Genomic DNA, 26,938 nt, shown 5'->3' with positions numbered 1-26,938 from the left:
GATGGCTCCGGCGTGCATCGAGATGCCGGTTCAATGCTTGACGTACTCGGACTGCAGTTTCCGGCCGAGGCTCTCGGGCCGGAGGAACAGGATGCAGAGCACGCCGCCGACGAGGAGGATGATGCCGGTGATGGTGAATGCCTGGTGCACACCGACCGCCATGTTCGTCGCCATTTCGGGAGCCAGTGTGCTGCCGGCAGGGGGCGAGACATAACCGGCGCGGGCCATCAGCCAGCCCACGAGCGTCGGGGAGACGATGGCACCGATCGAGGCCACGCCGCCGAGCGTGGCCATGAGAATCGGTCGCTGCTTGGCGCCGACCGCATAAGCGATCGCAGAGGCGGTCATCGGGTACGCGAGGCTGCAGCCGGCGGCGAGGCACAGCAGGGCGACGGCCGGCACACCCGACGTCGTCTGGACCAGGATGAAGCAGATTCCGGCCACCAGCGCTGCGATACCGAACGGGACCGCGATCGCGCGATGCGCGTTGTGGCCGTGCTTCATCAACCGGTGGCCGAGGAAGCCGAGCAGCAGCAACACGGCGGCACCGAGGATCCAGGGAATGGTGGTGACGGTGCCGACCTGAGGAAGTGACAGGCCGACCACGGTGCCGAGGTACTGAGGCAACCAGGTCGTGACGAAACCCTGGACCCAGAAGTTGGAGGCCCCTCCGATCACCGCGGCGAGGAAGGTCATGCTGAGCAGGGCGCGCCATACGACGACCGGCTTCTGCTCGTCCACCTCGGCCGTGGCGACCTCCGCGGTGCCCTGCGCCGGCTTCCGGTCGCCGGTACGGTCGTTCGCCGGAGTGTGCTTGCCGTGCCCGGCGAACGGTCCGTCGGCGGCGATCAGGAGCCAGGCGACGACCCACACGAATCCGACGATGCCGAGGACGCCGAAGGCCCAGCGCCAACCCCAGGCGACGATGACCCAGGCGAGGGCAGGCGCGGCGATGACCGGTCCCAGGGTCGAGCCGGCAGCAACCAAGTTGGACGGCAATGCGCGACGACGCGGCTCGAACCACGAATGAGCCGAGGTGAGGGACATCGCCGTCGCGGGGCCTTCAGCGCCGCCGAGGACGATGCGGGTCATCAGCAGCACCGCAGCACCGCCACCGAGGAGCATCGGGAACTGCATGACCGCCCAGACGACGCCCATCGTGAGGATGATCCACTTGACCGAGAATCTGGCAGCCAGGAAACCCGTGATCACGGAGACCACTGCGTAGAGGAAGAAGAACGCACTGCCGATGAATCCGAACTCGACGGCGGAGATTCCGAGATCGGGCATGGCCTCGGAGGCCACCAGGCCTAGTACGGCCTTGTCGGCGAAGGCCACGATCTGGAAGAGGACGAGCAGCGCCGTCACTATCCACGCCTTGCGGTTCATCCTGTGGAAGTCGATCCTCTTCTCCCCGTTTTCCGGGGAGGCGGAGACATCGGGCGCCACGGTCGAAGCCATGAGCAGCCACCTTTCCTAGCGAGCCGCGGATGCTGAATCCGTCGGCGAGTCGACAGTGGTTCAGAAGCTATTTCCACGCATCCCTACTGCGGTAGGAGGGAAACCTTTACTGTCGGCTCCCGCCGTGTTCACCCAGAATGAAGGGGTCGAGACCGGAGGAGGACTATGAGCACGCGCGCGTCGGACCTGTCCCTGGGTGAGCAGGTCGGGGCTGTCCGAACCGGGTCGGTGACGGCCGAGGACCTTGCTACGCAGGTCAGACGAGCGATCGAGCTGCGGGAACCGGAACTCGGTGCGTGGGTGTGCCTGTCGTCGACGATTGCGGAGCAGGCCCGTGCCGTCGACCGGGACTCCGGCTCTGCACCGTTGGCCGGGCTGTCCGTCGGAGTCAAGGACCTCATCGACGTCGCCGGGATGCCGACGCGCGGCGGTTCCGCAGTGACCTCCCCGAATCTGGTCGGCACCGACGCCGCCTGCGTGAGCCGCCTGCGTTCCCTCGGTGCGATCGTCCAGGGCAAGACCGTGACGACGGAGTTCGGCTACTTCACCCCCGGGCCCACCCGCAACCCGCACGCCCTCGGTCACACCCCCGGCGGGTCCTCCAGTGGCTCTGCTGCGGCCGTCGCAGCGGGGACCGTGCCCCTCGCGCTCGGCACCCAGACGGCCGGCTCGCTGACCCGGCCGGCCTCGTACTGCGGAGCCGCCGGCATGGTTCTCGCGCACGGCACCACGGACATGTCCGGCATCACCGGTCTGAGCGAGTCACTGGACGCCCTCGGCCTGCTGACCCGGTCCGTGTCCGATCTTCGCTTCGTGCACAACGCATTCAGCGGCCACGGGCACTCGGAGGTCCCGGCTCCGGAGCCGGTGACTCGGGGCCTGGTCTGGAACGCCGGTGCCCTCCACCCCGTGGAGCCCCCAATGTCGGCGTTGCTGGAACATGTGCCCGCCCTGTTGGAGGAGATCGGGGTGAAGGCCGAGCCTCTCGACTGGGACGATCATGTCCAGACCTTGTCCGAGGACCACGTCACCGTCATGTCGTACGAAGCCGCGCGGGCGCGGGCCCACGAATTCGACGAACACGCGGGTGCACTGAGCGCGCCGATCCGGGATCTGCTGGAGAACGGCCGCAGGATCGCCGGAACCGAGTATTCCGCGGCCCTGACCCGTCGGGACCGCTCCCGGGAACTGCTGGACGCGATTCTGGCCTCCGATCCGATCATCGTCGGCCCTGCAGCGCTGGGACCGGCCCCGCTCGGTCTGTCCGCAACCGGGTCGCCGATACTCAGCCGCCCGTGGCAGCTGCTCGGATTGCCGGTCGTGGTCGTGCCAGGTGCCCGCACGTCCGCGGGACTGCCACTGGGTCTTCAGATCGTCGGGCTACCGGGGCACGAGGACCGGCTGCTCGCCGTGGGCGAGAAGCTCGAAGTGCTCCTTCGCGAACTGCCGGAGATTGCCGTCTGAGCCGGCAAGCTCGCTCGGCTCGGTGAAATCTGCTCGCTCGGCTCGGTGAATCTGCTCGCTCGGCTCGGTGAATCTGCTCGCTCGGTAGAAAGGACCGCTCATGCTCGAACCCCGCCCGACCAACCATCACAGGATGTTCCTCACCTGCTACGAGGACACCTTCGACCGCGGTTGGCACCACGTCGATCTGTTCGTCCACGACGAGTACGGCCGTGAGGTCAACTGGGTCCACTGGACAGTGGAGGCCGACGGCCCGGAGGCGGCCGACGAGTCGGTTCGCAGAGAGGAACCGCTCCTGCGACGGACCACGGAGTGGCAGCACCGGGTGAGCGCCGCGGGAATGGACTATTGGACTGCCGATGCCTGCTGGGACGACGCTCCGGCGGACGTTGCGTGAACCGGTCGTTCCCGCCCGGCGGGGGCGGGGACAATGTCGGGAGTCGGGGAGAAGCCCTGGCTCCCGAATTCGGAGGTGGTGACGAGCCATGGTGGAAAGCGCGGAAGACCTCCGAGCCGAGACGACGGTGTACGTGGTCGACGACGACTTCGAAGTATGCGAATCCGTCGACTGGTTGCTGGAGAGCATCGGGATCAGACCGGTGGTCTGCCACAGCGGCGAGCAGTTCCTCGACGCCTACGACGGCAGCCGGCCGGCCTGCATCGTCCTCGACGTGCGCATGCCCCGTATGAGCGGGACGCGGTTGCAGGAGAAGCTCAACGAGTTCGCGCCGCACGTCGCGATCATCTTCGTCTCCGCCCACGGTGACATCCGGATGTCCGTCTCCACCCTGAAGGCGGGTGCTCTGGATTTCCTCGAGAAGCCCTACGATCCGCAGCGGCTGTTGGACGCCGTGCAGGCCGGGGTGGAGAAGGCCCGCCTCCGTTTCACCGATCACGTACTGCGAGAATCGGTGCGGAGCAAGGTCTCGTCCCTCACCCCGCGCGAGCGCCAGATCCTGGCCCTGGTGGTCGAAGGTCTGCCCAGCCAGAACATCGCCCGGAAACTCGGCATGAGCGTGAAGACCGTCGACGTCCACCGCGCTCGCATCAAGAGCAAGACCGACGCCGACAGCATCAGCACCCTCGTACGGGACGTGCTCCGGTACGGGGTGGACGTGCCGGTGGAGGATCAGTAGTAGTCCAGCACCAGGCGCTCGCCGGCGGCCCGCGACACGCAGACCGCCATGACCTCGCCGGACTCCTTCTCGGACCGCGTGAGAACGTTGTCCCGGTGGACCGGAGTCCCTGCGACCACCTGCATGATGCAGGTACCGCAGATGCCCTCCTGGCAGGACGTGTCGACGTCGCAGCCGTTCTCCTGGAGCACCTCGACGATGCTCCGGTCGGCCGGGACCCGATAGGTCTCCCCTTCCAGTTCCACCTCGAACGCGGAGTTCTCGGATGCGTCCGGCTGTTCCGTCGCGTGGAAGTTCTCGAGGTGGATCGATCCGGCCGGGACGTGCCGGCTCGCGAGCGCAACGACCTTGTTCATGAACCCGTCGGGTCCGCACGTGTAGACGTGGGTTCCGGGATCCGTTCCCGCAAAAATGGTTCCGAGAATCTCGTCCTGCTCGTCCCGGCCCACCCCGAGATGGGCATGGAGCTTGTCCGGGCAGCGCTCGCGCAGCAGCGGCAGGAAGGCGGCTTCCGTCTCGCTGCGGGCGAAGTAGTGCAGTTCGAAGCTGATGCCGTGGACGTCCATGTAGCGTGCCATGCTCAGCATCGGCGTGATGCCGATGCCGGCCGCGACCAGGACGTGGTGCGTGGCGTCCGCCGCGATGCTCAGCAGATTCCGTGGCGGGCTGATCCGGAGAGCGTCGCCCACCCGCAGCTCGTGGAGGGCCGCTGAACCCCCGCGGGAGTTCTCCTCGCGCTTGACCGCGAACGCGAACGAATCCTGCGCATCGGGTGTGCTGAAGAGCGAGTACTGACGGGTGATCGAGGTGGGTCCGACGACGTCGATGTGCGCACCCGGCCGGTACGTACCCAGTGGCGACCCATCGGTCTTCGTCAGCTTGAACGATCTGACGGTGGGTGATTCCTGAACGATCTCGGCGACGGTGACGTCGATGAGTGCCATGTCCGTTTCTCCTCGTGAATTTCTCCGGACGGAAGTGCCGACCGGACCCTCCCGGGCAGGAGGATTCCGGTCAGCGCAGATACAGTCCGCCGTTGACGTCCCAGCAGGCGCCCGTGACGAAGTAGGCGTCGTCCGAGGTGAGCAGCCCGACCATGTCGGCCACGAACGACGGATTTCCCAAGCGTCCCACGGGGATCCCGGCGACGATGCCTTCGAGTCTGTCGGGGGGCACCGTCGCGCGCACGACCGGGAGGTCGTGCGGGCCGGGAGATATCGCGTTGACGGTCACTCCCCGGCCCGCCAGCTCGCGCGCGAAGACCTTGGTGGTGGTCAGGATCGCTCCCTTGGAGGCCGCGTAGTGGCCCCCGGTCGCCGTCCCGCCGTTCTGTCCGGCGAGCGACGCCATGTTGACGATCCGTCCGAAGCCCCGCTCGGCCATGGCCGCACCGAACACCTGGCAACCGAAGAAGATGCTGTTCACGTTCGTCGTGAGGACGCTCGTGAAGTCCGCCTCCGCCAGGTTCATCAGATCCGCTGCCTGCGTGACGGCGGCATTGTTGACGACGATCGTGGGGACGCCCCAGAGCTGCCGGCAGGTCGCCAGCGCTTCCTCGAATCCGTCCTTGCGGCTGACGTCGAGCTCGAGGCCACGTGCGGTCGACCCGTCGCGGGACAACTCCGCTGCGAGGGCTTCGACACCGGCCGTGTCGATGTCGGTGAGCAGTACCCTCCTACCGTCGGTGTGGAGTTTCCGGGCGATCGCCGCACCCATACCTCCGGCCGCGCCGGTGACGACGGCGATGCCGGGTCCGGTGGACTGAGAGATCACATCGGCCCCCTACAGCAGGTAACCCGAGGCGCTGACCGCGTCCTCGCTGTCGATGAGCCGAACGACCTTGAGGGCGATCGCGTCCCTGTCCTCTCCGAGAGCGATCCGGTGGGTCAGCTCGGCACCGACGGTCGTGAACTCGTTGCGCTTGAACGCATTGAGGATCTGGGCCGACCGGAGGGTGACCGACGTGTCGGTGACGTCCTCCACGGTGAACCGCGAGACGATCCGCACGGTCCGGGCCGCGGCCACCGCAGAAGGCGAATAGCCCTGCATCATCCGCTCGACGCGCAGGTGCCGCATGCGCTTGTCGTCGTAGACCATGTTCAGGCCTGCGGCGAAGTCGTCGGTGTGCGGATCGATGGGAATCACGTAGTGAGCATCGTCCGTGTACATCTGCTCCCAGGTCCGATAGTCCTTGGCATCGAGGACCTGTGCTTCCTTCCAGACGAGCTCGATCGCGCGGAGGGTGCGGGAGTCCGTCAGGGTCGACATCGTCAGGGCCTCAGTCATTGCTCATCATCTTCTTCCACATCGCGTAGGCCTCCCGCATGCCCGTCTCGTCGGTGACATGTGAGGTGGGCCAGCCTTCTTCGGTCGTGTACTCGCGTCCCTCGCCGCGGTTGACGAGGATCGGCATGTTCGGATTGCCGCCGGCCCCGATCTGCACCCGGATCCACCCCTCGGCGTCGTCGGGGCTGCCGAAACCGAACGGGCCCTGGAAGTGCTCGTGGATCCTCAGCCGCTCGCGGTTGATGCTCTCGGGTCCGCCGTCCATTCCCAGTGCCATGTGCCAGATCTCGGTCTCGTCGACGGAGAGGGGGATGAGGACGCGGAAGAACGACGACGACATCGCGACGTTCGGGAAAGTGTTGAGATTGAAGCCGCAACCGTGCATGGACCGCATGTAGCGACGGATCCGTTCGGGGCTTTCTCCCGCGGCGGCGAGCTCGTCGACCAGGTGCTGGAACCGAGGCTGGATTTCCTCGCTGCCGTCGTCGATGTCGAGATCCGCGTGGGCTGCGGCCATGATCGCGACGCTGTGTCCGTTGCCGAGGGCGTGGGTCTCGGCCGTGGGGTCGTCCATGAACGACATCATGTCCGCCGTCTCGGCGTCGACCGAGGCCATCCACGACTTGTGCACCATCGGGAAGTGGTAGCCGTCCGTGGTGTTCTCGAGCTGGATCTTCCAGTTCCCCTTGAAACGGAACTTGTGAACTCCGATCACCTTGGTCGGAAATCCATTGCTCTGCTTGAAGAAGCGCTCCATCCAGATCTTCGCGTCCCCCAGGAAGTCCTCGAGGGGTTCGATGTCCGGGTCGAATGTTGCCCAGATCATTCCCAGGTAGCTCTCGGTACGCAGGGTCTGGAGCGGGAAGTCCTTCTTGTCGACGACGCCCTCGTATCCGTCCGGGTAGGGAATGCCACGAAGGCGTCCGTCGAGTGCGTAGGACCAGTTGTGGTACGGGCACGTGAAGCCGTTGGCCTTACCGCTGCGCTGATCGCAGACCGTCGCACCGCGATGCCGGCACCGGTTCAGCAGCGTGTTGAAGTTGCCCTTGCGATCCCGGGTCACGATGACCGGCTGATCCCCGACCTGGGTGGTCTTGAACGAACCCGCTTCCGGGATCTCGCTCTCGTGTGCCACCCACACCCAGGTCTTGTAGAAGATCCTCTTCATCTCCTCCTGGAAGATGTCCGGGTCGGTGTACAGCCGGCCCGCGACCCGATCCTTCGCGACGAGGTCCGCGTAGGTGCGTGCGGTGGGTTCTTCTGTCGTCGTCATGTCATCCTTCGTTCGTGAGGTCGGGCGGTCGCCCCGGATAGGTGGGCCATCGCGTCGGTCGGCAGCGGCGCGGCGAACATCCGCCGGGTGCGGAATCGGCTCATGCGGGCCGCCGTCCGTCCGGATGCCCGGTCCAGGTCGAAGTCGATCGTGAGCCGGGCGCAGAGAAGTTCGGCCGTTCCCGTCGGATGGAGCGAGAACTGCTGCATGATCCACCGTCCGCTCGCACGGTTGCCGTCGAGACGGATCTGCTCGCTGCCGAGGAGGTGCACGTTGCGGAGGAAGTGGTCGGCCGGCGGCAGGTACCGGGACACGAGAGTGACGACTTCGTCTCGCCCACGGGCGATTCCGAACTTGTCGGCGTACTCCGGACCCAGCCCTTCCCACGTCGCGTCGTCGGTGAACAGGACGCCGAGCTGCTCCGGGCTCTGCAGAGGTCCGGGCACATCGCACAGGTCCAGGTAGCGAGCGATGCAGTCACGGACGGCGTCCTTCGCCTCGACGACCTCGAGGCGCTGGTCGGTGCCGGTCACGGGTCAGACCGCGACGTCCGCGCGGATCGTCAGTTCCCGGCCCATGCGGGCCTCGATCTTGAAGTACTTCCACAGGGCGTACTCGCCGATCATCGTCGTCCGCAACAAGTTGCACGCGGCCCGGACGGTTTCCTGGTCCTTCACGTCGGCCAGGACGTAGCAGGTCCAAGGCCAGCCGTCGGACGGGCCGACCATGTGGGCGTCGTCGTCGAAGGTGCCGATGACCTGGACGCCGTCCATGTTCGCGAGAGCCGAGAGCATGGTGGAGATGCCGACCCACACCGGGCCGATCTCCGCCTTCGGCAGGTCGAAGAAGTTCTGGTTGTTGCCGATGCAGAACAGGGTGCGCAACGGTTCGGCGGTCATGGGCGTCCTTTCGCGGGGAAGGCAGGAACTGGTCTCGAACGGTCGTGTCCCGGTCAGGGGAAGCTGGGAATGCCGGGGTCGAGGCCCAGCAGGACGGCTCCGGCCGCCTCGAAGGTGTTGGTCTGGAGCATGGCGTGCTGGGCCGGGACGAGAGCATCCCGCAGGTAGCGCTGCAGCGGGTGGCTCTCGTAGATCGCCCCGGTGCCGGCCAGGTCGAACGCGGCGAGCACGACGTTGCGGCCGACGTGGGCGGCCTGGGTCGCTCCCAGGCGGAGCAGGGCCGTGTGTTCGGCGGTGATCTCGTCGCCGCGGACCGCCAGGCCCCACACCTCGTCGGTGATCTCGTAGAAGAAGGCCCGAGCGGAGCGGAGATCGGCCTCGGCGCGGGCCAGCCCAGTCTTGTACGCGGGACGGTTTCCTTTGCTGTCACCGCCGGTGATGCTGGATCGCACCGCCCCGACCTCGTGGGCGTAGTCGAGAGCCCCCCGTGCGGCACCGAGAGTCACCACCGCCAGCACCTGGGCCGCGTAGGCGAGCGTCGGATACCGGGTGAGCGGCTCGTCGATTCGGGGAGCGCCGCCGCGGACGAACGTCATCTCCTCGGGGACGAAGAGTCTGTCGGCCTTCACTGCGTGTGATCCCGTCGCCTTCATGCCTGCGACGTCCCAGTTCTCCACTATCTCGACGTCGGCGGGGTCGACGAGGGCGGTCAGCGGCTTGCCGTTCGTTTCCGGACCGCCGGCGAGGCCGATGCCGAGGATGTCGGCGCCCAGGCATCCGCTGGCGAACTGCCAGAGGCCGCTGCACAGGTAGCCGCCGTCCACCTTCTCGGCCTTCTGCATGGGGAACAGCCCGCCGGCATAGGCGACGTCCGGGCCGTCGGAGTAGATCTTCTCCTGGGTTTCGACCGGCAGGGCCGCGAAGTACACGAGTGAGGACCCGAAACTTGCCACCCAGCCGGTGGCCGGATCCACCGCGGAGATCCGCTCGACCTGATTCATGAAGGAGGCGGGGGCCATCGGTTCGCCGCCGAACTGTGCGGGGGTCGACGCGCGGTAGAGCCCGGCGCGCTTGAGGAGCGCGACGAAGTCCCTCGGTACGAATCGTTGCCGGTTGAACTCGTCGCGCCGGTCCCGCAGCACGGCGAGAGCGTCCTCGAAGGCCTTCTCCCGCGCGGGGCCCGCTGTCGCGGCCCGCACTGGATTCATCGTGCTCCGGATCGCCATCGTCGTCTCCATCCACCTCGTCGTGTCGCGCTGAGGAGAACGCTAGGAAAGGTTCGGACGAGGCGGTATCGGGATTTCCTCCGCCGGTCATAAAGCAATCCCCTATGGTCGATCCGCCGATCGTGGGTCGACAATGAACCGTCACGGCACCCGGAAGTGAGGATCGATGTTCCCGACAGGCCGCGACTTCCAGGAGATGGTGGAGAAGACGGAGACGGGGATCCTCATCCACGAGGCGGCGTCGAAGAACATCCTCTGGGCCAACCCGGCTGCGTGCCGGATGTTCGGTTTCACGCTCGAGGAGCTGCGACCGCTGAAGGCCCACCACATGAGCAGCCAGGAGCGTCAGTACCGGCGCTCGGTCGGGGTGGCGTGGCTGCAGGACGCCGTCGTACGTGGTTCGAGCCGCAGACAATGGAAGTACCGGACCAAGGACGGGCAGGACTTCCTGGCCGATGCGGTCGCCTCACGCCTGACGTTCCAGGACGGGCAGGTCGTGATGGTCGAGTTCCGCAACATCGCGGAAGAGGTGGAGCTGCAGGAGGAACTCAGCTGGGTGTCACAGTCGCTGCAGCGCATCATGACGCACACGTCGGCGGGCATCGTGGTGCTCGACGAGACGAACTGCATCGAAGACATCTCGCCGCTCGCGGCCCGGCTGTTCGGCAGAACCCCGGACGAACTGTCCGGGGTGTATCTCGAGGATCTGGGCCGTTGTGAGCCCCGGCTGACCGCCGAGCCCGTCGTAGCCAAACTGGACGCGGCGGCAGGACCGGTGGGCATCATGCAGGAGATCGAGAAGAGCGACGGGACGACGACCTGGTTGTCCGGCTTCCTCGAGGCCGTGGTGCACGACGGAATGACGTCACGGGTGCTGACGATCCGAGACGTCACGGATCGTGTGGAGTGGGAACGCCGTCATGCCTACCAGGAGGCCAACCTCCAGTACCTCAGCCGGTACAACGCAATGGGGGACATGGCCATGATCCTCGCTCACGAACTCGGGCAGCCCCTCGCGGCCTCGACGAACTACCTGAGCGGCCTCAAGGCACGGATCTCCGATGGATCCCTCGACCCCGAGGCCCTGAGCTACGGGCTGGACAGGATGGAGAAGCAGCTCGGCCGGGCGGCGGAGATCGTGTCCTCCGTGAAGCGCTATGTGCGGCGGATCGAGAGCACCAAGGCCGCCATCGACCTCAACGAGACGGTCGACGAGAGCCTGTACTTCGTTCGGCTGCGGGCAGCCGAACGGGGGGTGCACATTTCGCTCGACAGGTCCCGTTCGCCGTTGCCCGTGGTAGGGGAGAGCGTGCTGATCGGGCAGGTGGTGATCAACCTCTGCTTCAACGCGATCGACGAGATCGTGTTGCCCTCGACCGCCGTCAAGGAGCTCACCGTCCGGACCGCTCGGCGTGGAGAGTGGGCCTGTGTCTCCGTTTTCGACCAGGGACGGGGCATGGATGATGCCTCGGGAAACCGGCTGGCCTCCGGGGCGTTCTCGGCCAAGCAGGACAGTTCCGGCATCGGTCTGATCATCTCGGAGCACATCGTCGAGCGACACGGGGGCAGCATCCGCTATCTGCCCAACGAGCCGCACGGCACCGAAGTCCGGATGTGCCTGCCCCTCTCCGAATCCGGAGAGGATTGACGGTGCCGTTCTCCGGGCAACACTGCACGCATGAGCATCGACATCGTTCTCGCCACCGTCGGGGTGCTGGGGGTCGGTGTGGCGGCGTTGTCGGCGAAGATGCGCCGCCTGCCGCTGTCCGAACCCCTGCTCGGACTGGCAGCGGGTGTGCTGCTCGGACCGTACGTGCTCGATGTGCTGTCCCTACCGCCGCTGACGGCCGAGCACGGGTTGTTGCACGAGGCGAGCCGGATACTGCTGGCGGTATCGGTGATGGCGGTGGCGCTGCGGTATCCGATGGCGGACGTGCTCCGGCAATGGCGTCCCGTCGCCGTGTTGCTGGCCGTAGCGATGCCGGTGATGGCGGCCGTCACCGCCGGGTTGGGGTGGGCGTTGCTGTCCATGCCCCTGGCCACGGCCGTGTTGCTGGGCGCGGCCCTGTGCCCGACGGACCCGGTTCTCGCCTCGAATGTCGTCACCGGAGAGGCGGCCGAGGAGGATCTGCCCGCCCGGAACCGGCAGGTCCTCTCGCTCGAGTCCGGGGCGAACGACGGTCTGGCGTTGCCACTGGTGCTGGCCGCGGTCGCCGTCGCCGGAGGCATGGGAGCGGGCACGGCGGCACTGGAGTCGCTGTGGCAGGTGGCCGGGGCCGTGCTGATGGGGGCCGCGAGCGGATGGGCCGGTGGCCGGGCCCTGCGCTGGGGTGAAAGGTACGGGGCGACGGATCCGGCGCCGGCCCTGTTCTTCACCGTCGTGCTCGCGCTGGGAATTCTGGGTGTCGCCGGGTTGATCCATGTCGACGGGGTGCTGGCGGTGTTCGTCGGCGGGCTGGCATTCAACCTCACCAGTACCGGCAGCGAGCGGACGGCGGAGGTGCCGATCGACGAGGCGATCAACCGCTTTGCGGTGTTGCCGCTGTTCGTCCTGCTGGGGGCGGCGCTGCCCTGGCCGCAGTGGGCCGAGCTGGGCTGGGCGGGGGTTGGTCTCGTGGTGGCGGTGCTGGCGTTGCGCCGGGTGCCGGTTCTGCTGTTGCTGCGCCGTCCGCTGCGCTTGTCGATGCCGGATGCTCTGTATCTGGGCTGGTTCGGTCCCATCGGGGTGTCGGCGCTGTTCTACCTGACGCTCGAAGCGGAGCGGATGGGTGCGGACGAGACGGTGCTGGCGGCGGGGTCGCTGGTGCTGGCGGCGAGCACGGTGATCTTCGGTGTCACCGCGGTGGCCGGCCGGGTGCTGTACCGGCGGGCCACGGCTCCGGCGGCGCGGTCCCCCGAGCGGCACCGGTGAGCGCCGCCCCGGTTCCGAGTGTGATTGCCGGGCCGTTCCCGGGGTATTCGCAGGAGATGTGGTTCGAGACGTGGTCGGAAATTGTGCGGGTGCTGCTGGTGGGCTCGGTGATGCAGCACCGAGTGAGCCTGCGATGACCGACGACTCCCGGACCCGGACACGACAGGGACCGATCGGGGCTGCGCTGAAACGCCGGCAGGTGTTCGTCGAAGCGATACGGTCGCGGCTGTGGCCGGTCCCGGCAGCTGCGGTGCTGGTGGCCGTGCTGGCCGGCATCGGCATACCCGAGCTCGACGCCGCCATCGACGACCGGCTGCCACCGACGGTGGCGGGGTATCTGTTCGGTGGTGGTGCCGACGCCGCCCGCGAGGTGCTGAGTGCGATCGCCGGCTCGCTGATCACCGTCACCTCGCTGACGTTCTCGCTGACCCTGGTGACCCTGCAGCTGGCCAGTAGTCAGTATTCACCGCGGTTGCTGCGCACCTTCGCCGCCGACCGGGTCGTCCAACGCACCTTGGGACTGTTCCTCGCGACGTTCGTCTACGCGCTGACCGTGCTGCGCACGGTCCGCAGCGGCACCGACGACACCGACGACAGTGCCTTCGTCCCCCAGCTGGCGGTCACGACGGCGTACCTGCTCGCGGTCGCCAGCGTCATCGCACTCGTGCTGTTCCTCGGGCATCTGGTCCGGCAGATCCGCGTCGAGGCCGTGCTCGAACAGGTGCGCGCCGACACCTGCGAGACCGCCGCCAGGTTGCTACCTCCGGATCGGCAGGATCGGCCCACACTGCCCGTCCCCCCGCCGGCCCCGCATGTCGTCGAAGCGGACTCGTCCGGATTCCTGGTCGAGCTCGACGAGTACGCGCTGCTCGCGGCGGCCGAGGAGGCCGAGGCCGTGGTGTGGGTGAACCGACCGGTGGGCAGCCCGGTGCTGGCGGGCACGCCGGTCGCGTCGTGGTGGTCCCTGCGTCCGCAGCCCCTGACCGAGGACCAGGCCCGAAGGCTGTGCGACCGGGTGCGCGGTGCCCTGCGCACCGGTAGCGAACGCACCGCCGTCCAGGACCTCGGGTACGGACTGCGGCAGCTGACCGACGTGGTGGTGCGGGCCCTGTCGCCCGGCATCAACGATCCGACCACCGCGGTGCACGGCCTGGTCTCGTGCACCGCGGTCCTGGGCGAGCTGCTCGACCTCGAGCTCGGCCCGTACCCCCTGTGCGACGAACACGACCGGGTCCGGGTGGTGCTGGCGCGACCGACCTTCGCCGAACTGCTGGATCTGGTGTGCACCCAGCCGCGGCTCTACGGCGCCGACGATCCGGTCGTGCTGGACGCGTTGCTCTCGATGCTGCGGGAGCTGGCATGGAAGGCCACCACTGCGGAACAGCGTGCGGCGATCACGGACCAGCTCGGTCGACTGCGGGAGCACATCCCGGGCCACGGTACCGCGACGCGTGGGCACTTCGACGAGCTCACCCGGCAGGTAGGCAACGCCCTCGAAGGACGATGGCAGACATCATGATCTGGATCTCGAGCATCGTGGGCGCGGCGTTGATCGTCGGGGCACTGCGGGACATCTTCGTCACGTTGTGGCATCCCCGGGGATTGGGCACGATCTCCCGGGGGGTGTTCGTCGTCCTGTGGCGTGGGGCGCACCACGCCGGGCGACGAGGGCGGCTGCTGGGCTCGGTCGGGCCGGCCGGACTCGTCGTCACCGCCGGGGTGTGGGCGACGATGATCGTGCTCGGCTGGGCACTGATCTACCTGCCGCACATGCCCGACGGGTTCTACTTCGCCAGTGCGCTGCGCCCGTCGGCCGCGTCGGACCCGGTCATGGCGCTGTATCTGTCCCTGGTGACCGTCGGCACCCTCGGCTTCGGGGACATCACCCCTGCCTATCCGGCGCTGCGACTGCTGATTCCGTTGCAGGCGCTGATGGGGTTCGTGCTGTTCACTGCGGCCATTTCCTGGGTGCTGCAGATCTATCCGGCGCTGAGCCGTCGCCGCGCCACCGCCCGCCGGCTCGTGCTTCTGACGGCCACCGGCACCGAGCAGATCCTTCCCGCCGCCGAGGCGAGCATCGCCGTGCAGTGGCTCGACTCGGTCACCGAGTCGCTGATCACGTGCGAACTGGACCTGATGCAGTACGGCGAGACCTACTTCTTCCGCGAATCCGACGCGGACCTCTCGTTCGCCGCCGCTCTGTCGTATGCACCGCGACTCGCGGCCGCGGGCGCCGGGTCGTCCGCGGTCGAGGTCCGCCGAGCCGCGGCGATCCTCGACGAACAGACCCGTCGCCTCGCCGGGCGTCTGGACACCGGGTTCCTCCACACCGGCGGAACCGTCGACGAGATCTGCGAACGCTTCGCTGACGACCACCGACATCGGCCGGTGAGCGCCTCGTAACAGGACGCCCTGCAACTGGAATCGCCTCGGGGAACGAATCGTGTGTCTGGTGTTATCTCGTCGATCCTGTGGGTACGCGAGTCGGTACCGGATCTCGGTCGACACCGATCCGGATCAGCCGAACAACGAGTCCCCACGAAAGGACGCACATTCATGAGCACTGCAGCGACCATGCTCGACAGCTACCCGAAGGACCTCGGCGGCGTCGACACCGGCAAGCTCGCCGCGTGCATCGAGGCGTGTATCGAATGCGCTCAGGCGTGCACCGCCTGCGCCGATGCCTGCCTGAGCGAGGATTCGGTGGCGGAGTTGATCAAGTGCATCCGCACCGATCTGGACTGCGCCGACATCTGCGAAACCACCGGCCGGGTCCTCTCGCGCCATACCGGCTACGACGCCGACCTGACCCGTTCGGTGCTCGAGACCTGCGCGGCGGCGTGCAAGTCCTGCGGGGACGAGTGCGCCCAGCACGCCTCCCGTCACGCGCACTGCAAGACGTGCGCCGATGCGTGCCGGCGATGCGAGCAGGCCTGCCGGGACCTGATCGGTTCCCTCGGCTGAGAGTCCGCCGTCACCACCCTTGCCGCGAACACCGGACGCTCGGCCGCTGGGCTGGACGATCGGCGGGTGCCCACCGTCATTGCGCCGAGCGTCCGGTGGACCGCCGGCGGTGTGCCACGTGGCGGCGCACGATCAGCCATTGGCTCGCGAAGACGGCTGCGGCCACCACCGCGGTGACAACCACCGTGAACAGATCCGTGCGCACCTTCATGATCACGAACGGCACGAGCACGAGCACGTCGAGCGCGATCGCCACGGCCGGGACCCAGGTCGCGAACTCGACCTCGTCGCGCAGGCGGCGGACCATGCCCCAGTGGATGGCGATGTCCATCGACAGGTACAGCATCGCCCCGAGTGAGGCGATCTGACTCAGGTCGAACACCGTCGCCGTCACCAACGCCAGCGCGGCCGTGATCAGCAACGACTGCCGGTTCACCGACCCCGGCAACCCGGGCACCTGTCCCATCTCCCGCAGCATGTCGTACAGCCGCGACACGGAGAACAGGCTCGCCACCAAGCCGGACAGGGTCGCGACCACCGCCACCGCCACCGTCAGCCACACGCCCCAGGACCCGAACAGCGGCTCGGCGGCCTCGGCCAGTGCGTAGTCCCGGGCGGCGACGATCTCCGGCACCGACAGGCTCCCGGTGACCGCGACGGTCAGCAGCAGATACAGCACCGTGCACACCGCGATCGCGATCACGATCGAGCGCGCGATGTTGCGCTGGGGATCGCGCAGATCGTCACCCTGATTGGTGATCGTGGTGAAGCCCTTGTACGCCAGGATGCACAGAGCGATGCCGGCCAGGAATCCGAGCAGTCCGCTGTCCGGCGGCGTCGCGTCCGCACCCCCGGTGACCAGCCGGGAGAAGGCCGACACCCCGGTGGCGGCGATCCCGGCCACCGCGAGCGCCGCGATCCCGACGATCTTGATCGCGGCGGTCACCGTCGCCGACCCTTCCACCCACCGGTTGCCGACCAGGTTGACCACCGTCGCGGCCGCGATCGCCACCACGGCCAGGACCGGCACCCACACCGCCGAGCCCTGCATCCCGAACGGACGCAGCAGGTACGTGCCGAAGGTCCGGGCCAGCAGGCTCTCGGCCAGGATCATCGACACGTACATGAACAACGAGAACGACCCGGCCGCCACCCCGGGGCCGTAGGCGGCTTTCAGGATCATCGCGATCCCGCCCGAGGACGGGTTCGTGCTCGAGTACCGCACGTACGAGTAGGCACTGAAGGCCACCACCACCGCGCCCGCGACGAACGCCCAGGGGATCCAGGACCCGGCCAGTTCCGCCACCTGCCCGACCAGGGCGAAGATGCCCGCGCCGATCATCACCCCGGTTCCCAGCGCGACCGACCCGGTCAGCGACAACTTCTTCTTCTGCTCGGTCTCCGACGGCACGCGTTCCACCTCGTCTCACGTCCACAACCTCGTCACCTCGACCTCCGGGCGACCGGTGATGCGAGCCCCACCGAACGGCGCACACATCGGCGGACGCACCGGGGACGGAGCGTGCGACGGCAACTCCACGGAGGACTGCACGGCTGGATTACCCTCGGTCTGCCCGTCGAACACCTCGACGGACCCTCCTGTCCACAGCTGTCCGGACGCCCGGCCGAACCGGTCCGTCGGATCGAAAGGGGAGACGGTGCCCCACAGCGTCCTCGTCGTCGACGACGAACCTCACATCCGTCGTGTCCTGCGCGGCTATCTGGAGGCGGACGGCTACGACGTCATCGAAGCCGCAACAGGCTCACAAGCGTTGACATCGGTGCAGTCCCGCCGCCCCGACCTGGTGTTGCTCGACATCCGCCTTCCCGATCTCGACGGCCTCGAGGTGCTGCGCCGGATCCGCGGGTTCTCGGACGTGTACGTCGTGCTGGTCACTGCCCGCGCCGAGGAGGTCGACAAGCTGGTGGGACTCGCGGTCGGCGCCGACGACTACATCACCAAACCGTTCGCGCCTCGCGAGGTCGCGGCCCGCGTCCGTGCCGTCCTGCGCCGCGCCCGCGGCACCGGCGGGGCGCCCTCCTGGGTCGTGGCCGCCGGTCTGACGGTGGACCCCGAGACCCGGGAGGTGACGGTCGACAGCATGCCCGTGGAACTGTCCGCGCTCGAGTTCGATCTGCTTCTGGCCCTGGCGCAGGCCCCGGGCCGGGTGTACTCGCGGCGGCAGCTGCTCGAGAAGGTCTGGGGCGGAGACTTCTTCGGCGACGAGCGGGTCGTGGACGTGCACATCCGCAGCATCCGCCGGGCGCTCGGCGACGATGCCACCGCCCCTCGTTTCATCGGGACGGTCCGCGGTGTCGGCTACAAGTTCGTGGCCGCGAGCGAGGTCGACCGGTGAACCGCGGTCTCCGGCTCCCGGTGCCGAGCCTGACGATGCGACTGTTCGTCTCCCACGTGCTGGTGGCGGTGGTCGGAGCGCTCGTCACCTTCGCCGTCGTCCGCGCCGCGGCACCGGCGCTGTTCGAAGAACGCGCCGCCGGCCCCGGCAACGGCCGCGGTCGTGCGAACGGGTCTGGGCCGTTGCGGGAGGTCGTGTCCGATGCCGTGACGACGGCATTGCTGCTCGGGGTGCTCGCCGGAGTGATCGCGGCCGCCGCGCTGGGTCTGCTGGCGTCCCGCCGCCTGCTGCGGTCGCTGCGGTCGGTGCGGTCGGGTACCCGGGCAATCGCCACCGGTGACTACCGGCACCGTATCCCGGTGCCGCCGGAGTCCGAACTCGCCGCGGTCGCCGGCGACGTCAACGATCTCGCCGTCCGACTCGCCGACACGGAAGCCCGGCGGGTCCGGCTGCTGTCGGAGGTGGCGCACGAGATGCGCACCCCGCTGACCGTGATCGACGGCTACGCCGAGGGCGTCCTCGACGGGGTCTTCGCGCCGGCAGAGCTGGTCCGGATCGAAGCCGAGGTGGGTCGACTGCGCAGGCTCGCCGACGATCTGTCCACCCTGTCCCGGGCGGAGGAGGGCCGGCTGGACCTGCAGCCGGTCGAGGTCGACCTGTACGGGCTGGTGACCCAGGTCGCGGGCCGGCTGCGCCCCCAGTTCGACGACGCCGGCCTGACCGTGACCGTACTCCCGCCGTCCCGCCCGGTCGTGGTGTGGGCAGATGCCGACCGGATCACGCAGGTGCTGACCAATCTGCTCGGCAATGCCCTGGCCGCCACGGAGACCGGCGGGGTGAGCATCGACGTCACCGCCGGTCGGGACGTCGCCACCGTGACCGTCACCGATACCGGCGAGGGACTCGAGCCCGACGATGTGGAACGGATCTTCGAGCGGTTCTACCGTGTTCCGTCCCGGCGCCGGCAGGAGCACGATCCAGGTTCGGGCATAGGCCTGACCATCAGCCGGGGAATCGCCCGCGCCCACGGCGGCGACCTGTCCGCCGAGTCCCCCGGCCGCGGTCACGGATCACGGTTCACACTGCAGTTGCCCACCCGAAACCGCCATCCGGCCGGAGACTGACGCCGGGCCGGTCCGAGTCGGACCGGCCCGCGTGCCGTAGGTTCCCGGCGGGCTGCACTCCGACAGCGAGCCGGCTGCCAGGTGTTACTCCGGGTGCTGCGGCCCCTGGCCGTGCCCCTGCTGCCCCTGGCCGTGCCCCTGCCCCTGCCCCTGGCCGCCGGGTAGCTCCTCGCCGGCCGCGGCTGCCTGGAAGGCCTGCAGGTGATGCTCGGAACCGGTGCGCAGCCTGCCGTACACGCGGTCGATCGCGTCCTCGTCGCTGACATCGATCGCGCGGGACAACTCGGCGATATCGGCGGCCTCGAGTTCGGCGCCGACCGCGTACGCCTCCTCGACGGAGGTCAGACCGCGGGCCAGCCAACTGTCGTAGGCGCCCTGCAGTCGAGAGTCGCCGTAGGTTCCCGCCGCGAGCCCGGCCGACGGATCGCTCACGCCGTACCGGTCGAGCAGACCGCCGACGGCATCGTAGTGGCGCTGTTCGCTGTCGGAGATGCGCTCGAAGGTCTGCACCCCCCACTTCTGCGCGAACTGCTGGTACAGATCTCGCGCCAGCCGTTCCTCCTCGCGCATCGCCACCAGATCGGACTGCTCCTGCGTGGACAGCGCACCGCCGCTCGTATTGCCCTCGGGCGCTTGGGCGGTCGCAACGGCCGTTCCGAATCCGGCGATTCCGATCGCCACCCCTGCCGCGAGTGCGGCCACAGTCCTGCGCCGTGTGTTCATTGCCGGCACCACCTTTCTCTCCCCACCGAGTCAACGCACCGTCGGTGAAGACTTCCCGTTCCGGAATGTGAAGCTTGTGTGAGAGCACCCGTCGTCCCTCCTCCCGGCGGCCTCGGATCCGAGCCCGGCGACACGAGCGGGACCGCCTACGCTGCGGCGTCACCGAACGCCGATCCTCAGGGGCGAACGACGGGCAGGGGCCGAACTGTGGGCTTTCGGCCCTTGAGGGCCGGTGCAGGGATTCGTAGCGTCGGAGTCGGGCATCGTGACGAGGAGGCCGGCGATGACGAAGGCAACCCCCATCCCGCCCGGCATCGAGTCGCCGGACCAGGTGCACACCCGGGTGGGCACCTTGCGGTTCTTCGACGGCGTTCCGGACGACGCGACGGTCCGGACGTTGTTCGACAACCTGGACTTCCAGCGCGCCGTCCAGGCATACCTGCTGGCTCTGCCGGTGCTGAACATACAAGCAATGCGCACGGCCCTGCTGAAGTGGGGCCCGGTCAATTCGACGGCGTACGTCTTCGAAGACCTGATGCACCCGTGCACCGTCTGGCTCACGGCGAACACGAGTACCTCCTACACCGCCATCTGGATCGACCTGCGCGACGGTCCGCTCGTGGTCGAGGCGCCGCCCGGTGTGCTGGGGGCGATCAACGACAGCTGGGGACGCTGGGTGGCCGACGTCGGCGTGTCCGGCCCCGACAAGGGCGAGGGCGGCGCCTACCTGCTGCTGCCCCCGGGCTACGACGGTGAGGTCCCCGACGGCTACTTCGTGGTGCGGACCGACAGCTTCGGGATGGTGCTGTTCGCGCGGGGTTTCCTCGACGAGCACGGCGATCCCCACCCCGCCGTCGAGGTCGTCAAGGCCCGGACCCGGGCCTACCCTCTCGCCCTCGCCGATCGTCCACCGTCCATGCGGTTCGTGAACGTGTCGCCGGAACCGATGGTCGGCGTCCCGCCCGCCGACTTCCGGGCGTGGGAAATGCTCGACGAGGTGGTGCAGTCCGAGCCGGCCGAGTCGTCGGATCCGCTCACCCTCGGATTCTTCGCCTCGATCGGCATCCGGCGTGGCCGGCCGTTCGACCCCGACGAGCGCATGCGGGCGATCCTCACCGAGGCCGCCGCGGTGGGCGACGCCACCGGTCGCGCCCTCACCTACCGGTTCCGGGAGCCGGCGGCCTACCGCCACCCGGGCGGTGCCTGGCGCGCCATCTTCCTCGGCGGCCACCGGTTCGAGGAGGACGGGGTCGCCCTGCTCGACGCGGCCGCGCAGTTCAACTTCTCGGTCATCGGCATCAGTCCGGCAGAGGACGTCGAGAAGGTCGGCGCCGGCTCCCAGTACGTCGTCGCCTGCGTCGACTCCGAGGGGGCCCCGTTCGACGGCGGAAGCGCCTACCGGCTCCGCGTCCCTGCGGACGTTCCGGCAGCCGATTTCTGGTCGGTCCTCGTCTACGACACCCAGACCCGGTCCATGCTGCAGACCGGGCAGGAGTGGCCGTCGGTGACGAGCCAGGACCGCGATTTCACCACGAACGACGACGGTTCCGTCGACATCCACTTCGGTCCGGAGCAGCCCGAGGACGGCCACAACTGGATCCAGACCGTGCCCGGCAAGAGCTGGTGGGCCATGTTCCGGCTGTACGGTCCCCTCGCACCGTGGTTCGACAGGACGTGGCGGCTGCCGGACGTCGAGCCGGTGTGACGTCAGATCTCGCGCCAGCTCTCCTCGGTCATGTCGTGACCGTGCGCGGCCATGAGCATCAGCCCCCCGTCGACGGGGATCGAACCGCCCGTGAGGTACGACGAGCGCGGCGAGGCGAGAAACGCGATGGCCGAGGCGACTTCGTGGACGTGCCCGGGCCGGCCGACCGGATTTCCGGGACGGTCCTCGTGAAACGCCTGCGACTCGTCCATGCCCGTCATCGGTGTCGAGATCTCGCCGGGCGCAACCGCATTGACGAGGATCCCGTGCCGGCTCAGCTCCAGTGCGAGGCACTTGGTGAGCATGCCCAGGCCGGCCTTGGCGCTGCAGTAGGCGGCGGCCCCGAGCCGGGGGATGTGCTCGTGCACGCTCGTGACGTTGATGATCCGGCCCCCGCGGCCACCGGCGATCATCCGGCGGGCCGCGCGCTGGGCGCACAGGAACGGACCGTCGAGGTCCGTCGCGAGCACCTCGCGCCACGTCTCGTAGCCGAGGTCGAGGACCCGGTCCATGTGCCCGGTTCCGGCGTTGTTGACCAGAACACCCAGCCCGCCGAGCTTCTCGGCGAGCGTGTCGACGACGTCGGCGGTGTCCGGACTGGTCAGATCCTGGCGGACGACGAAGCAGCGCTGGCCGCGCTCCTCGATCCCCTCCCGGGTGTTCCGGGCGCCGGCGTCGTCGGTATGGAACGTGATGCCCACGTCGAATCCTTCCGACGCCAGCGCCTCGGCTGTGGCTTTGCCGATTCCGGAATCGGCACCGGTGACGATCGCGAGCCGCTCGTGTGCGGGAATGCTCATGCCCGGCGAGTACCCACTCGCCGGGCGCCGACACGTCATCGGTGGTCGGCGGGTGGTCGTCTCGAGTAACCTCACGCGGGGGAGCACAGGAGGCGCACATGACCACCTTTGCCGTGACCGACACCGGCGACGGGCTGGACGTCACACTGAACGGCACGACCCACCGTCTCGACGTGGCGGACGCGAGCCGGCTGGCGCACCGGATCCTCGACGTCGTCCATGCCGCCTACCCCGAGCGCACGGGCCGGGGCCTGGAATCGTGGCCCACGGAGCGCGTGGAGGAGTTCGTCGCCGACCTCGAACGGACCGTGAACCCGGACCGGCCCGGGCACATTCTCAGGGCCGCCCGGGTAGAGCTGGATCGCCGTCGGGGCGACGTCCGGTGATCAGGAAGACGACCCGTTCGGCCACGTCCACGGCCTGGTCACCGAAGCGTTCGTAGAAGCGTGCCACCAGGGCGAGGTCGACGGCGGGGGTCACGCCGTGCGTCCAGGACGGGTCCTGCAGGGTCCCGAGGACGCGGGCGTGGACGAGGTCGAGTTCTGCGTCGGTGCTCCGGATCTGCGAGGCCGGCTCCAGCTTCGGCTCGCGGAAGGCATCGCACAGGGCGCGGACCATCGTGGCCGTGAGCTCACCCATCCGGGTGATGTCGCCCCGGACCTGATCGGGGACGAGCTCGCCGGGGGTGCGGCGCCGGGCTGCGCGCGCGATGTGCAGGGCGAGCTGGCCCATACGCGCCAGATCGCTGCTCATGCGCACCGCGGAGAACACGAACCGGAGATCCCCGGCCACCGGATGCTGCAACGCGAGGATCGCCACGGCCCGCTCGCTGCACTCCGTGTGCAATGTCTCGATGTCCTCGCCGAGGTCGAGCGCTTCCTCGGCCGCGACGACGTCGCCGTCGAGCAGCGCGCGTGTCGACAGCTCCAGCGCCTTCGCCGCGAGTTCGGCGAGGCCCCGGAGCCGATCGGTGAGATCGCGCAACTGCTGATCGAACGAAGCCCTCATGTACCGATCCACTGCGCTGTCCTCCGTTGCTGTCGGGAAGACATACCCCGAGCCGGCCGCCGGTATACCCGCATCGACGAGTTGTCCCCGAACCGGCCGTCGACCGTCGCGGCACGAAGTCCGACGATCTCCGCAATACGGTCCGAACGGACGGCCGAGGTTTCGGGGCGACCGGACGGGGATAGCCCGTTCACGATGAGTAAGAACATTTTCGTACCCGGACTGACCGATCTGCAGCGCGGAGAGCTCGGCACCGTCGAGGTTCCCGAAGGGTTCACCCTCCACGGGTTGCTCGACTACGAGTCGCTGGTCTCCGCCGACAGCTTCGACTTCGACGCCTTGCTCGAGAGAGCGGACAAGGAGCTCGATTCCTTCGAGGGCAGTGTCGACGCGATCATCGCCCACTGGGACTTTCCGACCAGCGTGCTCGTGCCCGTTCTCGCGGCCGAACGCGGTCTGCCGTCCCCGAGCCTCGAGAGTGTGATCCGCAGCGAACACAAGCTGTGGAGCCGCATCCTGCAACGCGAGGTCGTGCCCGAGTGTGTGCCGGCCTTCGACGCCTTCGATCCCTTCGACCCCGAGGCACTCGACAAGATCGACGTCCCGTTCCCGTTCTGGGTCAAGCCGATCAAGGCGCACTCGTCCCAGCTGGGATTCGAGGTCTCGAACGCCGAGGAGTTCGCCTCCGCCACCGCCCGCATCCGAGAGGAGATCGGCCGCATCGCGAGTCCCTTCGACCAGGCGCTGGCTCACGTGGACGTCCCGGCGGAGGCGCGTGCCGCGGGCGCACGCACTTGCCTGGCCGAACAGATCGTCACCGGGACGCAGGCTGCACCGGAAGGGTCGATCTTCCAAGGGGAGTTCGGGGTGCACGGCGTGTTCGACATGCGCAAGGACGAGGCCGGCCACAGCTTCGATCATCTCGACTATCCCGCGCGCACCGTCCCGCCCGAGGTGCAGCAGCAGATGATCGACGTCACCGAGCGCTATCTGCGGCACACCGGTTACGACAACGGCTGCTTCAACTCCGAATTCATGTGGGACGCCGAGACGGGCAAACTGTGGCTCATCGAGGTGAACACCCGCATCTCGCAGTCGCACAGCGACCTGTTCGCGAAGGTGGACGGAGCGTCCAACCACGCGGTGGCCATCGACGTCGCCCTCGGCCGCCGGCCGCGGATGCCGCACCGGCAGGGCGAGTTCGCGGTGGCGGCCCAGTGCATGGTGCCCCGCTACGACGACGGCATCGTCACCCGCGTCCCGAGCGAGAGTGAGATCGCCGCGCTGCAGACACGTTTCCCCGGTACGGTCGTGCGAATCGATGTACGGCCCGGCACCCGGCTGTCGGACCTGCCCAACCAGGACGCCTACCGATACAAGCTCGCCACCCTCTACCTCGGCGCTTCCGGTCACGACGAACTGGAGCAGCGGTACCGCGACTGCCTCGAGGCACTGCCCTTCGAATTCGAGGAGGTCACCTAGTGCACACGGTCGAGTCGTTCCCGTACGAGGTGCGAGACGTCGAGAACGTGTTCATTCCCATGCGCGACGGCGCGCGTCTAGCCGCCCGGATATGGCAACCGATCACCGACGAACCGCTCCCGGCGGTGCTCGAGTACATCCCGTACCGGAAGCGGGACCTGACCCGGGCGCGGGATGCCCTCAACCATCCCTATCTCGCCGGGCACGGCTACGTGTCCGTGCGCGTGGACATGCGCGGCAGCGGCGACTCCGACGGGGTGCTCGCCGACGAGTATCTGGACGCCGAGCACGACGACGCCTGCGACGTCATCGCGTGGCTCGCCGAACAGCCGTGGTGCGACGGCAACGTCGGCATGATGGGCATCTCGTGGGGCGGGTTCAACAGCCTGCAGGTGGCCGCCCGCCGCCCGCCGGCGCTCAAGGCGATCGTCAGTGCCTCCGCCACCGAGGATCTGTACGTCGACAACATGCACTACATGGGCGGATGCCTGCTCTCGGACAACCTGTCCGAGGCAACGGTGATGTTCGCGTTCAACAGCCTGCCCCCGGATCCGGCGATCGTCGGTGACCGGTGGCGGGAGATGTGGCACGAGCGCCTGTCCGGCAGCGGATTGTGGATCGAGAAGTGGCTCGGGCATCAGCACCGCGACGACTACTGGAAGCGCGCGTCGGTGAACGAGAACTACGGCGACGTGGAGTGTCCGGTGCTCGCGGTGGGCGGCTGGGCCGACGGCTACACCAACGCGATCTTCCGGTTGCTCGAGCATCTGCACGTTCCGCGTCTCGGTCTGATCGGCCCGTGGGGGCACCGGTATCCGCACCTGGGCGTGCCCGGCCCGGCGATCGGGTTCCTGCAGGAACTCGTCCGCTGGTGGGACCACTGGCTCAAGGGCCGCGACACCGGGATCATGGACGAGCCGGTGTTGCGGGCCTGGATGCAGGACAGCATCCCGCCGCAGCCGTCGTACGCGGACCGGCCCGGTCGCTGGGTGTCGGAACCGTGCTGGCCGTCCCCGAACATCGAGGACCGGCGATACACCCTGACCCGGCATTCGTTGTCCGACAAGCCCACCGAGGAAGCCGAACACCATCGGATCCGGCTGCAGTCGCCGCTCAGCGTGGGCATGTTCGCCGGCAAGTGGGCCTCGTATGCCGCGACGCCGGACCTGCCGGGCGATCAGCGGGAGGACGACGGCGGATCGCTGGTGTTCGAGACCGAACCGCTCGGCGACACCTTCGAGGTGTTCGGGCTGCCGACGCTCGAGTTGGACGTGTCGGCGGACCGGCCCAATGCGATGGTGGCGGCGCGTCTGTCGGATGTGGCGCCGAACGGCGAGGCCACCCGCGTCACCTACGGCCTGCTGAATCTCACCCACCGCGACGGCAGCGGCGACCCGCAACCCCTCGAGCCGGGCCGGACGTATCACGTGCGTGTCCCGCTCAACGGAATGGCGCATTCGTTCCCCGCCGGCCATCGCATCCGGTTGTCCGTGTCCTCGTCGTACTGGCCGCTGGCATGGCCGTCGCCGGAACCTGTGATGCTGACGGTGAATACGGGAACCAGCACCCTGACGCTGCCCCACCGCCCCCAGCGTCCCGGGGACGACGAGAGACTACGAGCGTTCGGTCCCCCCGAGGTTGCTCCCGAGGCGCCCGCGACGCACCTGGAACCGGGCAGGCACCACTGGAAGGTCGAACGGGATCTGGCGACCGGGGTCTCCACCCTCGAGATCGAGAACGATCAGGGCACGATCCTGCTCGACGACGTCGGCACGACGGTCCGCCGCGCCACCACCGAATGGTTCAGTTTCCGGGGCAACGACGTCGATTCCGTACGGGGCGAGACGCGGACCGTGCGCCGCCTCGAACGCGGCGACTGGCGTACCGAGATCACGACGAACACCGTGCTGCGCTGCACGGCAGACGAATTCATCATCGACGCGCGACTGGACGCGTTCGAGTTGGGAAATCCGGACGTCGATCCGCGGCCGGTGGAGAATCGGGTCCACTCGCAGAACTGGCACCGCCGGATCCCGCGAAATCTCGTCTGACCGCCGAGGTGGAACCTCGTCTGACCGCCGAGGTGGAACCTCGTCTGACCGCCGAGGTGGAACCTCGT

General features: G+C 68.2%; 26 protein-coding genes. 14 read left to right on the top strand and 12 right to left on the bottom strand.

The genetic code is table 11. The features are described 5' to 3' along the window. Window positions 1–30: 30 nt before the first annotated feature. Window positions 31–1,461, bottom strand: coding sequence for an MFS transporter (locus LZP97_RS17270; RefSeq protein ID WP_040274803.1), 1,431 nt, complete (start codon window positions 1,459–1,461; stop codon window positions 31–33). A 165-nt stretch (window positions 1,462–1,626) separates the two neighbouring features. Here LZP97_RS17270 and LZP97_RS17265 point away from each other — a divergent pair, with 165 nt between their 5' ends. The 3 genes from LZP97_RS17265 to LZP97_RS17255 all read left to right on the top strand — a co-directional run bounded on the left by LZP97_RS17265 (window position 1,627) and on the right by LZP97_RS17255 (window position 4,061). Then, window positions 1,627–2,925, top strand: a complete 1,299-nt coding sequence (locus LZP97_RS17265) for an amidase (protein ID WP_048773714.1) — start codon at window positions 1,627–1,629, stop codon at window positions 2,923–2,925. Window positions 2,926–3,025: 100 nt separating this feature from the next. Next, window positions 3,026–3,322: a hypothetical protein gene (locus LZP97_RS17260; protein WP_010593636.1), complete on the top strand. Its 297-nt coding sequence runs from the start codon at window positions 3,026–3,028 to the stop codon at window positions 3,320–3,322. Between the two features lie 88 nt (window positions 3,323–3,410). Next, window positions 3,411–4,061: a response regulator transcription factor gene (locus LZP97_RS17255; RefSeq protein ID WP_010593635.1), complete on the top strand. Its 651-nt coding sequence runs from the start codon at window positions 3,411–3,413 to the stop codon at window positions 4,059–4,061. Here the strand turns inward: LZP97_RS17255 and LZP97_RS17250 are convergent. From LZP97_RS17250 to LZP97_RS17220, 7 genes are all read right to left on the bottom strand, one after another. Beyond that, window positions 4,055–5,005, bottom strand: a complete 951-nt coding sequence (locus LZP97_RS17250; RefSeq protein ID WP_048773716.1) for a PDR/VanB family oxidoreductase — start codon at window positions 5,003–5,005, stop codon at window positions 4,055–4,057. The genes LZP97_RS17255 and LZP97_RS17250 overlap by 7 nt on opposite strands. 70 nt (window positions 5,006–5,075) lie before the next feature. After that, entirely contained in the window at window positions 5,076–5,834 is a 759-nt protein-coding gene (locus LZP97_RS17245; protein WP_082170417.1) for an SDR family NAD(P)-dependent oxidoreductase, read from the bottom strand. Between the two features lie 9 nt (window positions 5,835–5,843). Beyond that, entirely contained in the window at window positions 5,844–6,347 is a 504-nt protein-coding gene (locus tag LZP97_RS17240; protein ID WP_010593632.1) for an aromatic-ring-hydroxylating dioxygenase subunit beta, read from the bottom strand. Next, window positions 6,340–7,620 carry an aromatic ring-hydroxylating oxygenase subunit alpha gene (locus tag LZP97_RS17235; protein WP_010593631.1) on the bottom strand — a complete coding sequence of 427 codons (1,281 nt, stop codon included), beginning with the start codon at window positions 7,618–7,620 and terminating at the stop codon, window positions 6,340–6,342. Before LZP97_RS17235 ends, LZP97_RS17240 begins: the two co-directional genes overlap by 8 nt. Further along, window positions 7,617–8,153 (bottom strand): nuclear transport factor 2 family protein, encoded by a 537-nt coding sequence (locus tag LZP97_RS17230; RefSeq protein ID WP_010593630.1) that lies wholly within the window; start codon window positions 8,151–8,153, stop codon window positions 7,617–7,619. Before LZP97_RS17230 ends, LZP97_RS17235 begins: the two co-directional genes overlap by 4 nt. A gap of 3 nt (window positions 8,154–8,156) precedes the next feature. Next, window positions 8,157–8,519 (bottom strand): hypothetical protein, encoded by a 363-nt coding sequence (locus tag LZP97_RS17225; protein ID WP_010593629.1) that lies wholly within the window; start codon window positions 8,517–8,519, stop codon window positions 8,157–8,159. Between the two features lie 53 nt (window positions 8,520–8,572). Continuing rightward, a complete protein-coding gene (locus tag LZP97_RS17220) occupies window positions 8,573–9,757 on the bottom strand; it encodes an acyl-CoA dehydrogenase family protein (RefSeq protein ID WP_048773718.1) in 1,185 nt (394 codons plus the stop codon). 154 nt (window positions 9,758–9,911) lie between these two features. Here LZP97_RS17220 and LZP97_RS17215 point away from each other — a divergent pair, with 154 nt between their 5' ends. From LZP97_RS17215 to LZP97_RS17195, 5 genes are all read left to right on the top strand, one after another. Continuing rightward, entirely contained in the window at window positions 9,912–11,393 is a 1,482-nt protein-coding gene (locus LZP97_RS17215; protein WP_048773720.1) for a PAS domain S-box protein, read from the top strand. A 30-nt stretch (window positions 11,394–11,423) separates the two neighbouring features. Then, entirely contained in the window at window positions 11,424–12,656 is a 1,233-nt protein-coding gene (locus LZP97_RS17210; protein ID WP_010593626.1) for a cation:proton antiporter domain-containing protein, read from the top strand. A gap of 133 nt (window positions 12,657–12,789) precedes the next feature. After that, window positions 12,790–14,175 carry a DUF2254 domain-containing protein gene (locus LZP97_RS17205; RefSeq protein WP_048773724.1) on the top strand — a complete coding sequence of 462 codons (1,386 nt, stop codon included), beginning with the start codon at window positions 12,790–12,792 and terminating at the stop codon, window positions 14,173–14,175. Beyond that, window positions 14,160–15,059: a potassium channel family protein gene (locus LZP97_RS17200; RefSeq protein WP_234574855.1), complete on the top strand. Its 900-nt coding sequence runs from the start codon at window positions 14,160–14,162 to the stop codon at window positions 15,057–15,059. The genes LZP97_RS17205 and LZP97_RS17200 overlap by 16 nt, the downstream gene beginning before the upstream one ends. A gap of 153 nt (window positions 15,060–15,212) precedes the next feature. Next, entirely contained in the window at window positions 15,213–15,620 is a 408-nt protein-coding gene (locus LZP97_RS17195; RefSeq protein ID WP_026137764.1) for a four-helix bundle copper-binding protein, read from the top strand. Window positions 15,621–15,696: 76 nt separating this feature from the next. Here LZP97_RS17195 and LZP97_RS17190 read toward each other — a convergent pair whose 3' ends face one another. Further along, window positions 15,697–17,040, bottom strand: a complete 1,344-nt coding sequence (locus LZP97_RS17190) for an APC family permease (RefSeq protein ID WP_048773725.1) — start codon at window positions 17,038–17,040, stop codon at window positions 15,697–15,699. 238 nt (window positions 17,041–17,278) lie between these two features. Between LZP97_RS17190 and LZP97_RS17185 the strand changes: the two genes are divergently transcribed. Together LZP97_RS17185 and LZP97_RS17180 are read left to right on the top strand one after the other, a co-directional pair. Continuing rightward, window positions 17,279–17,977 (top strand): response regulator transcription factor, encoded by a 699-nt coding sequence (locus LZP97_RS17185; RefSeq protein WP_048773726.1) that lies wholly within the window; start codon window positions 17,279–17,281, stop codon window positions 17,975–17,977. Further along, window positions 17,974–19,101 (top strand): sensor histidine kinase, encoded by a 1,128-nt coding sequence (locus tag LZP97_RS17180; protein WP_017680769.1) that lies wholly within the window; start codon window positions 17,974–17,976, stop codon window positions 19,099–19,101. The genes LZP97_RS17185 and LZP97_RS17180 overlap by 4 nt, the downstream gene beginning before the upstream one ends. A gap of 84 nt (window positions 19,102–19,185) precedes the next feature. Here the strand turns inward: LZP97_RS17180 and LZP97_RS17175 are convergent, their stop codons facing one another. Then, on the bottom strand, window positions 19,186–19,824 hold the full coding sequence (locus tag LZP97_RS17175) for a ferritin-like domain-containing protein (protein ID WP_234574852.1): 639 nt from the start codon (window positions 19,822–19,824) through the stop codon (window positions 19,186–19,188). 283 nt (window positions 19,825–20,107) lie between these two features. On the opposite strand from LZP97_RS17175, the gene LZP97_RS17170 reads away from it, so the two are divergent. After that, the gene (locus LZP97_RS17170) at window positions 20,108–21,529 is read left to right on the top strand and encodes a DUF1254 domain-containing protein (RefSeq protein ID WP_048773727.1); all 1,422 of its coding nucleotides are present in this window, start codon (window positions 20,108–20,110) and stop codon (window positions 21,527–21,529) included. Window positions 21,530–21,531: 2 nt separating this feature from the next. Here the strand turns inward: LZP97_RS17170 and LZP97_RS17165 are convergent, their stop codons facing one another. Continuing rightward, the gene (locus LZP97_RS17165; RefSeq protein WP_010593616.1) at window positions 21,532–22,329 is read right to left on the bottom strand and encodes an SDR family oxidoreductase; all 798 of its coding nucleotides are present in this window, start codon (window positions 22,327–22,329) and stop codon (window positions 21,532–21,534) included. 98 nt (window positions 22,330–22,427) lie between these two features. Here LZP97_RS17165 and LZP97_RS17160 point away from each other — a divergent pair, with 98 nt between their 5' ends. Then, window positions 22,428–22,715 carry a hypothetical protein gene (locus tag LZP97_RS17160; RefSeq protein ID WP_010593615.1) on the top strand — a complete coding sequence of 96 codons (288 nt, stop codon included), beginning with the start codon at window positions 22,428–22,430 and terminating at the stop codon, window positions 22,713–22,715. Here LZP97_RS17160 and phoU read toward each other — a convergent pair. Continuing rightward, complete coding sequence (gene phoU, locus LZP97_RS17155) at window positions 22,666–23,337, bottom strand: phosphate signaling complex protein PhoU (protein WP_048773774.1); 672 nt, start codon at window positions 23,335–23,337, stop codon at window positions 22,666–22,668. The two genes, LZP97_RS17160 and phoU, sit on opposite strands and share 50 nt — an antisense overlap. Window positions 23,338–23,532: 195 nt before the next feature. Here phoU and LZP97_RS17150 point away from each other — a divergent pair, with 195 nt between their 5' ends. Together LZP97_RS17150 and LZP97_RS17145 are read left to right on the top strand one after the other, a co-directional pair. Continuing rightward, complete coding sequence (locus LZP97_RS17150) at window positions 23,533–24,819, top strand: ATP-grasp domain-containing protein (RefSeq protein ID WP_048773729.1); 1,287 nt, start codon at window positions 23,533–23,535, stop codon at window positions 24,817–24,819. Further along, window positions 24,819–26,870 (top strand): CocE/NonD family hydrolase, encoded by a 2,052-nt coding sequence (locus tag LZP97_RS17145; protein WP_048773731.1) that lies wholly within the window; start codon window positions 24,819–24,821, stop codon window positions 26,868–26,870. The genes LZP97_RS17150 and LZP97_RS17145 overlap by 1 nt, the downstream gene beginning before the upstream one ends. Window positions 26,871–26,938 lie beyond the last annotated feature (68 nt).

Source organism: Rhodococcus sp. DMF-1, assembly GCF_021441945.1.
Classification (GTDB): domain Bacteria; phylum Actinomycetota; class Actinomycetes; order Mycobacteriales; family Mycobacteriaceae; genus Rhodococcus; species Rhodococcus ruber.
This window is presented reverse-complemented; position numbering and strand designations above follow the sequence as displayed.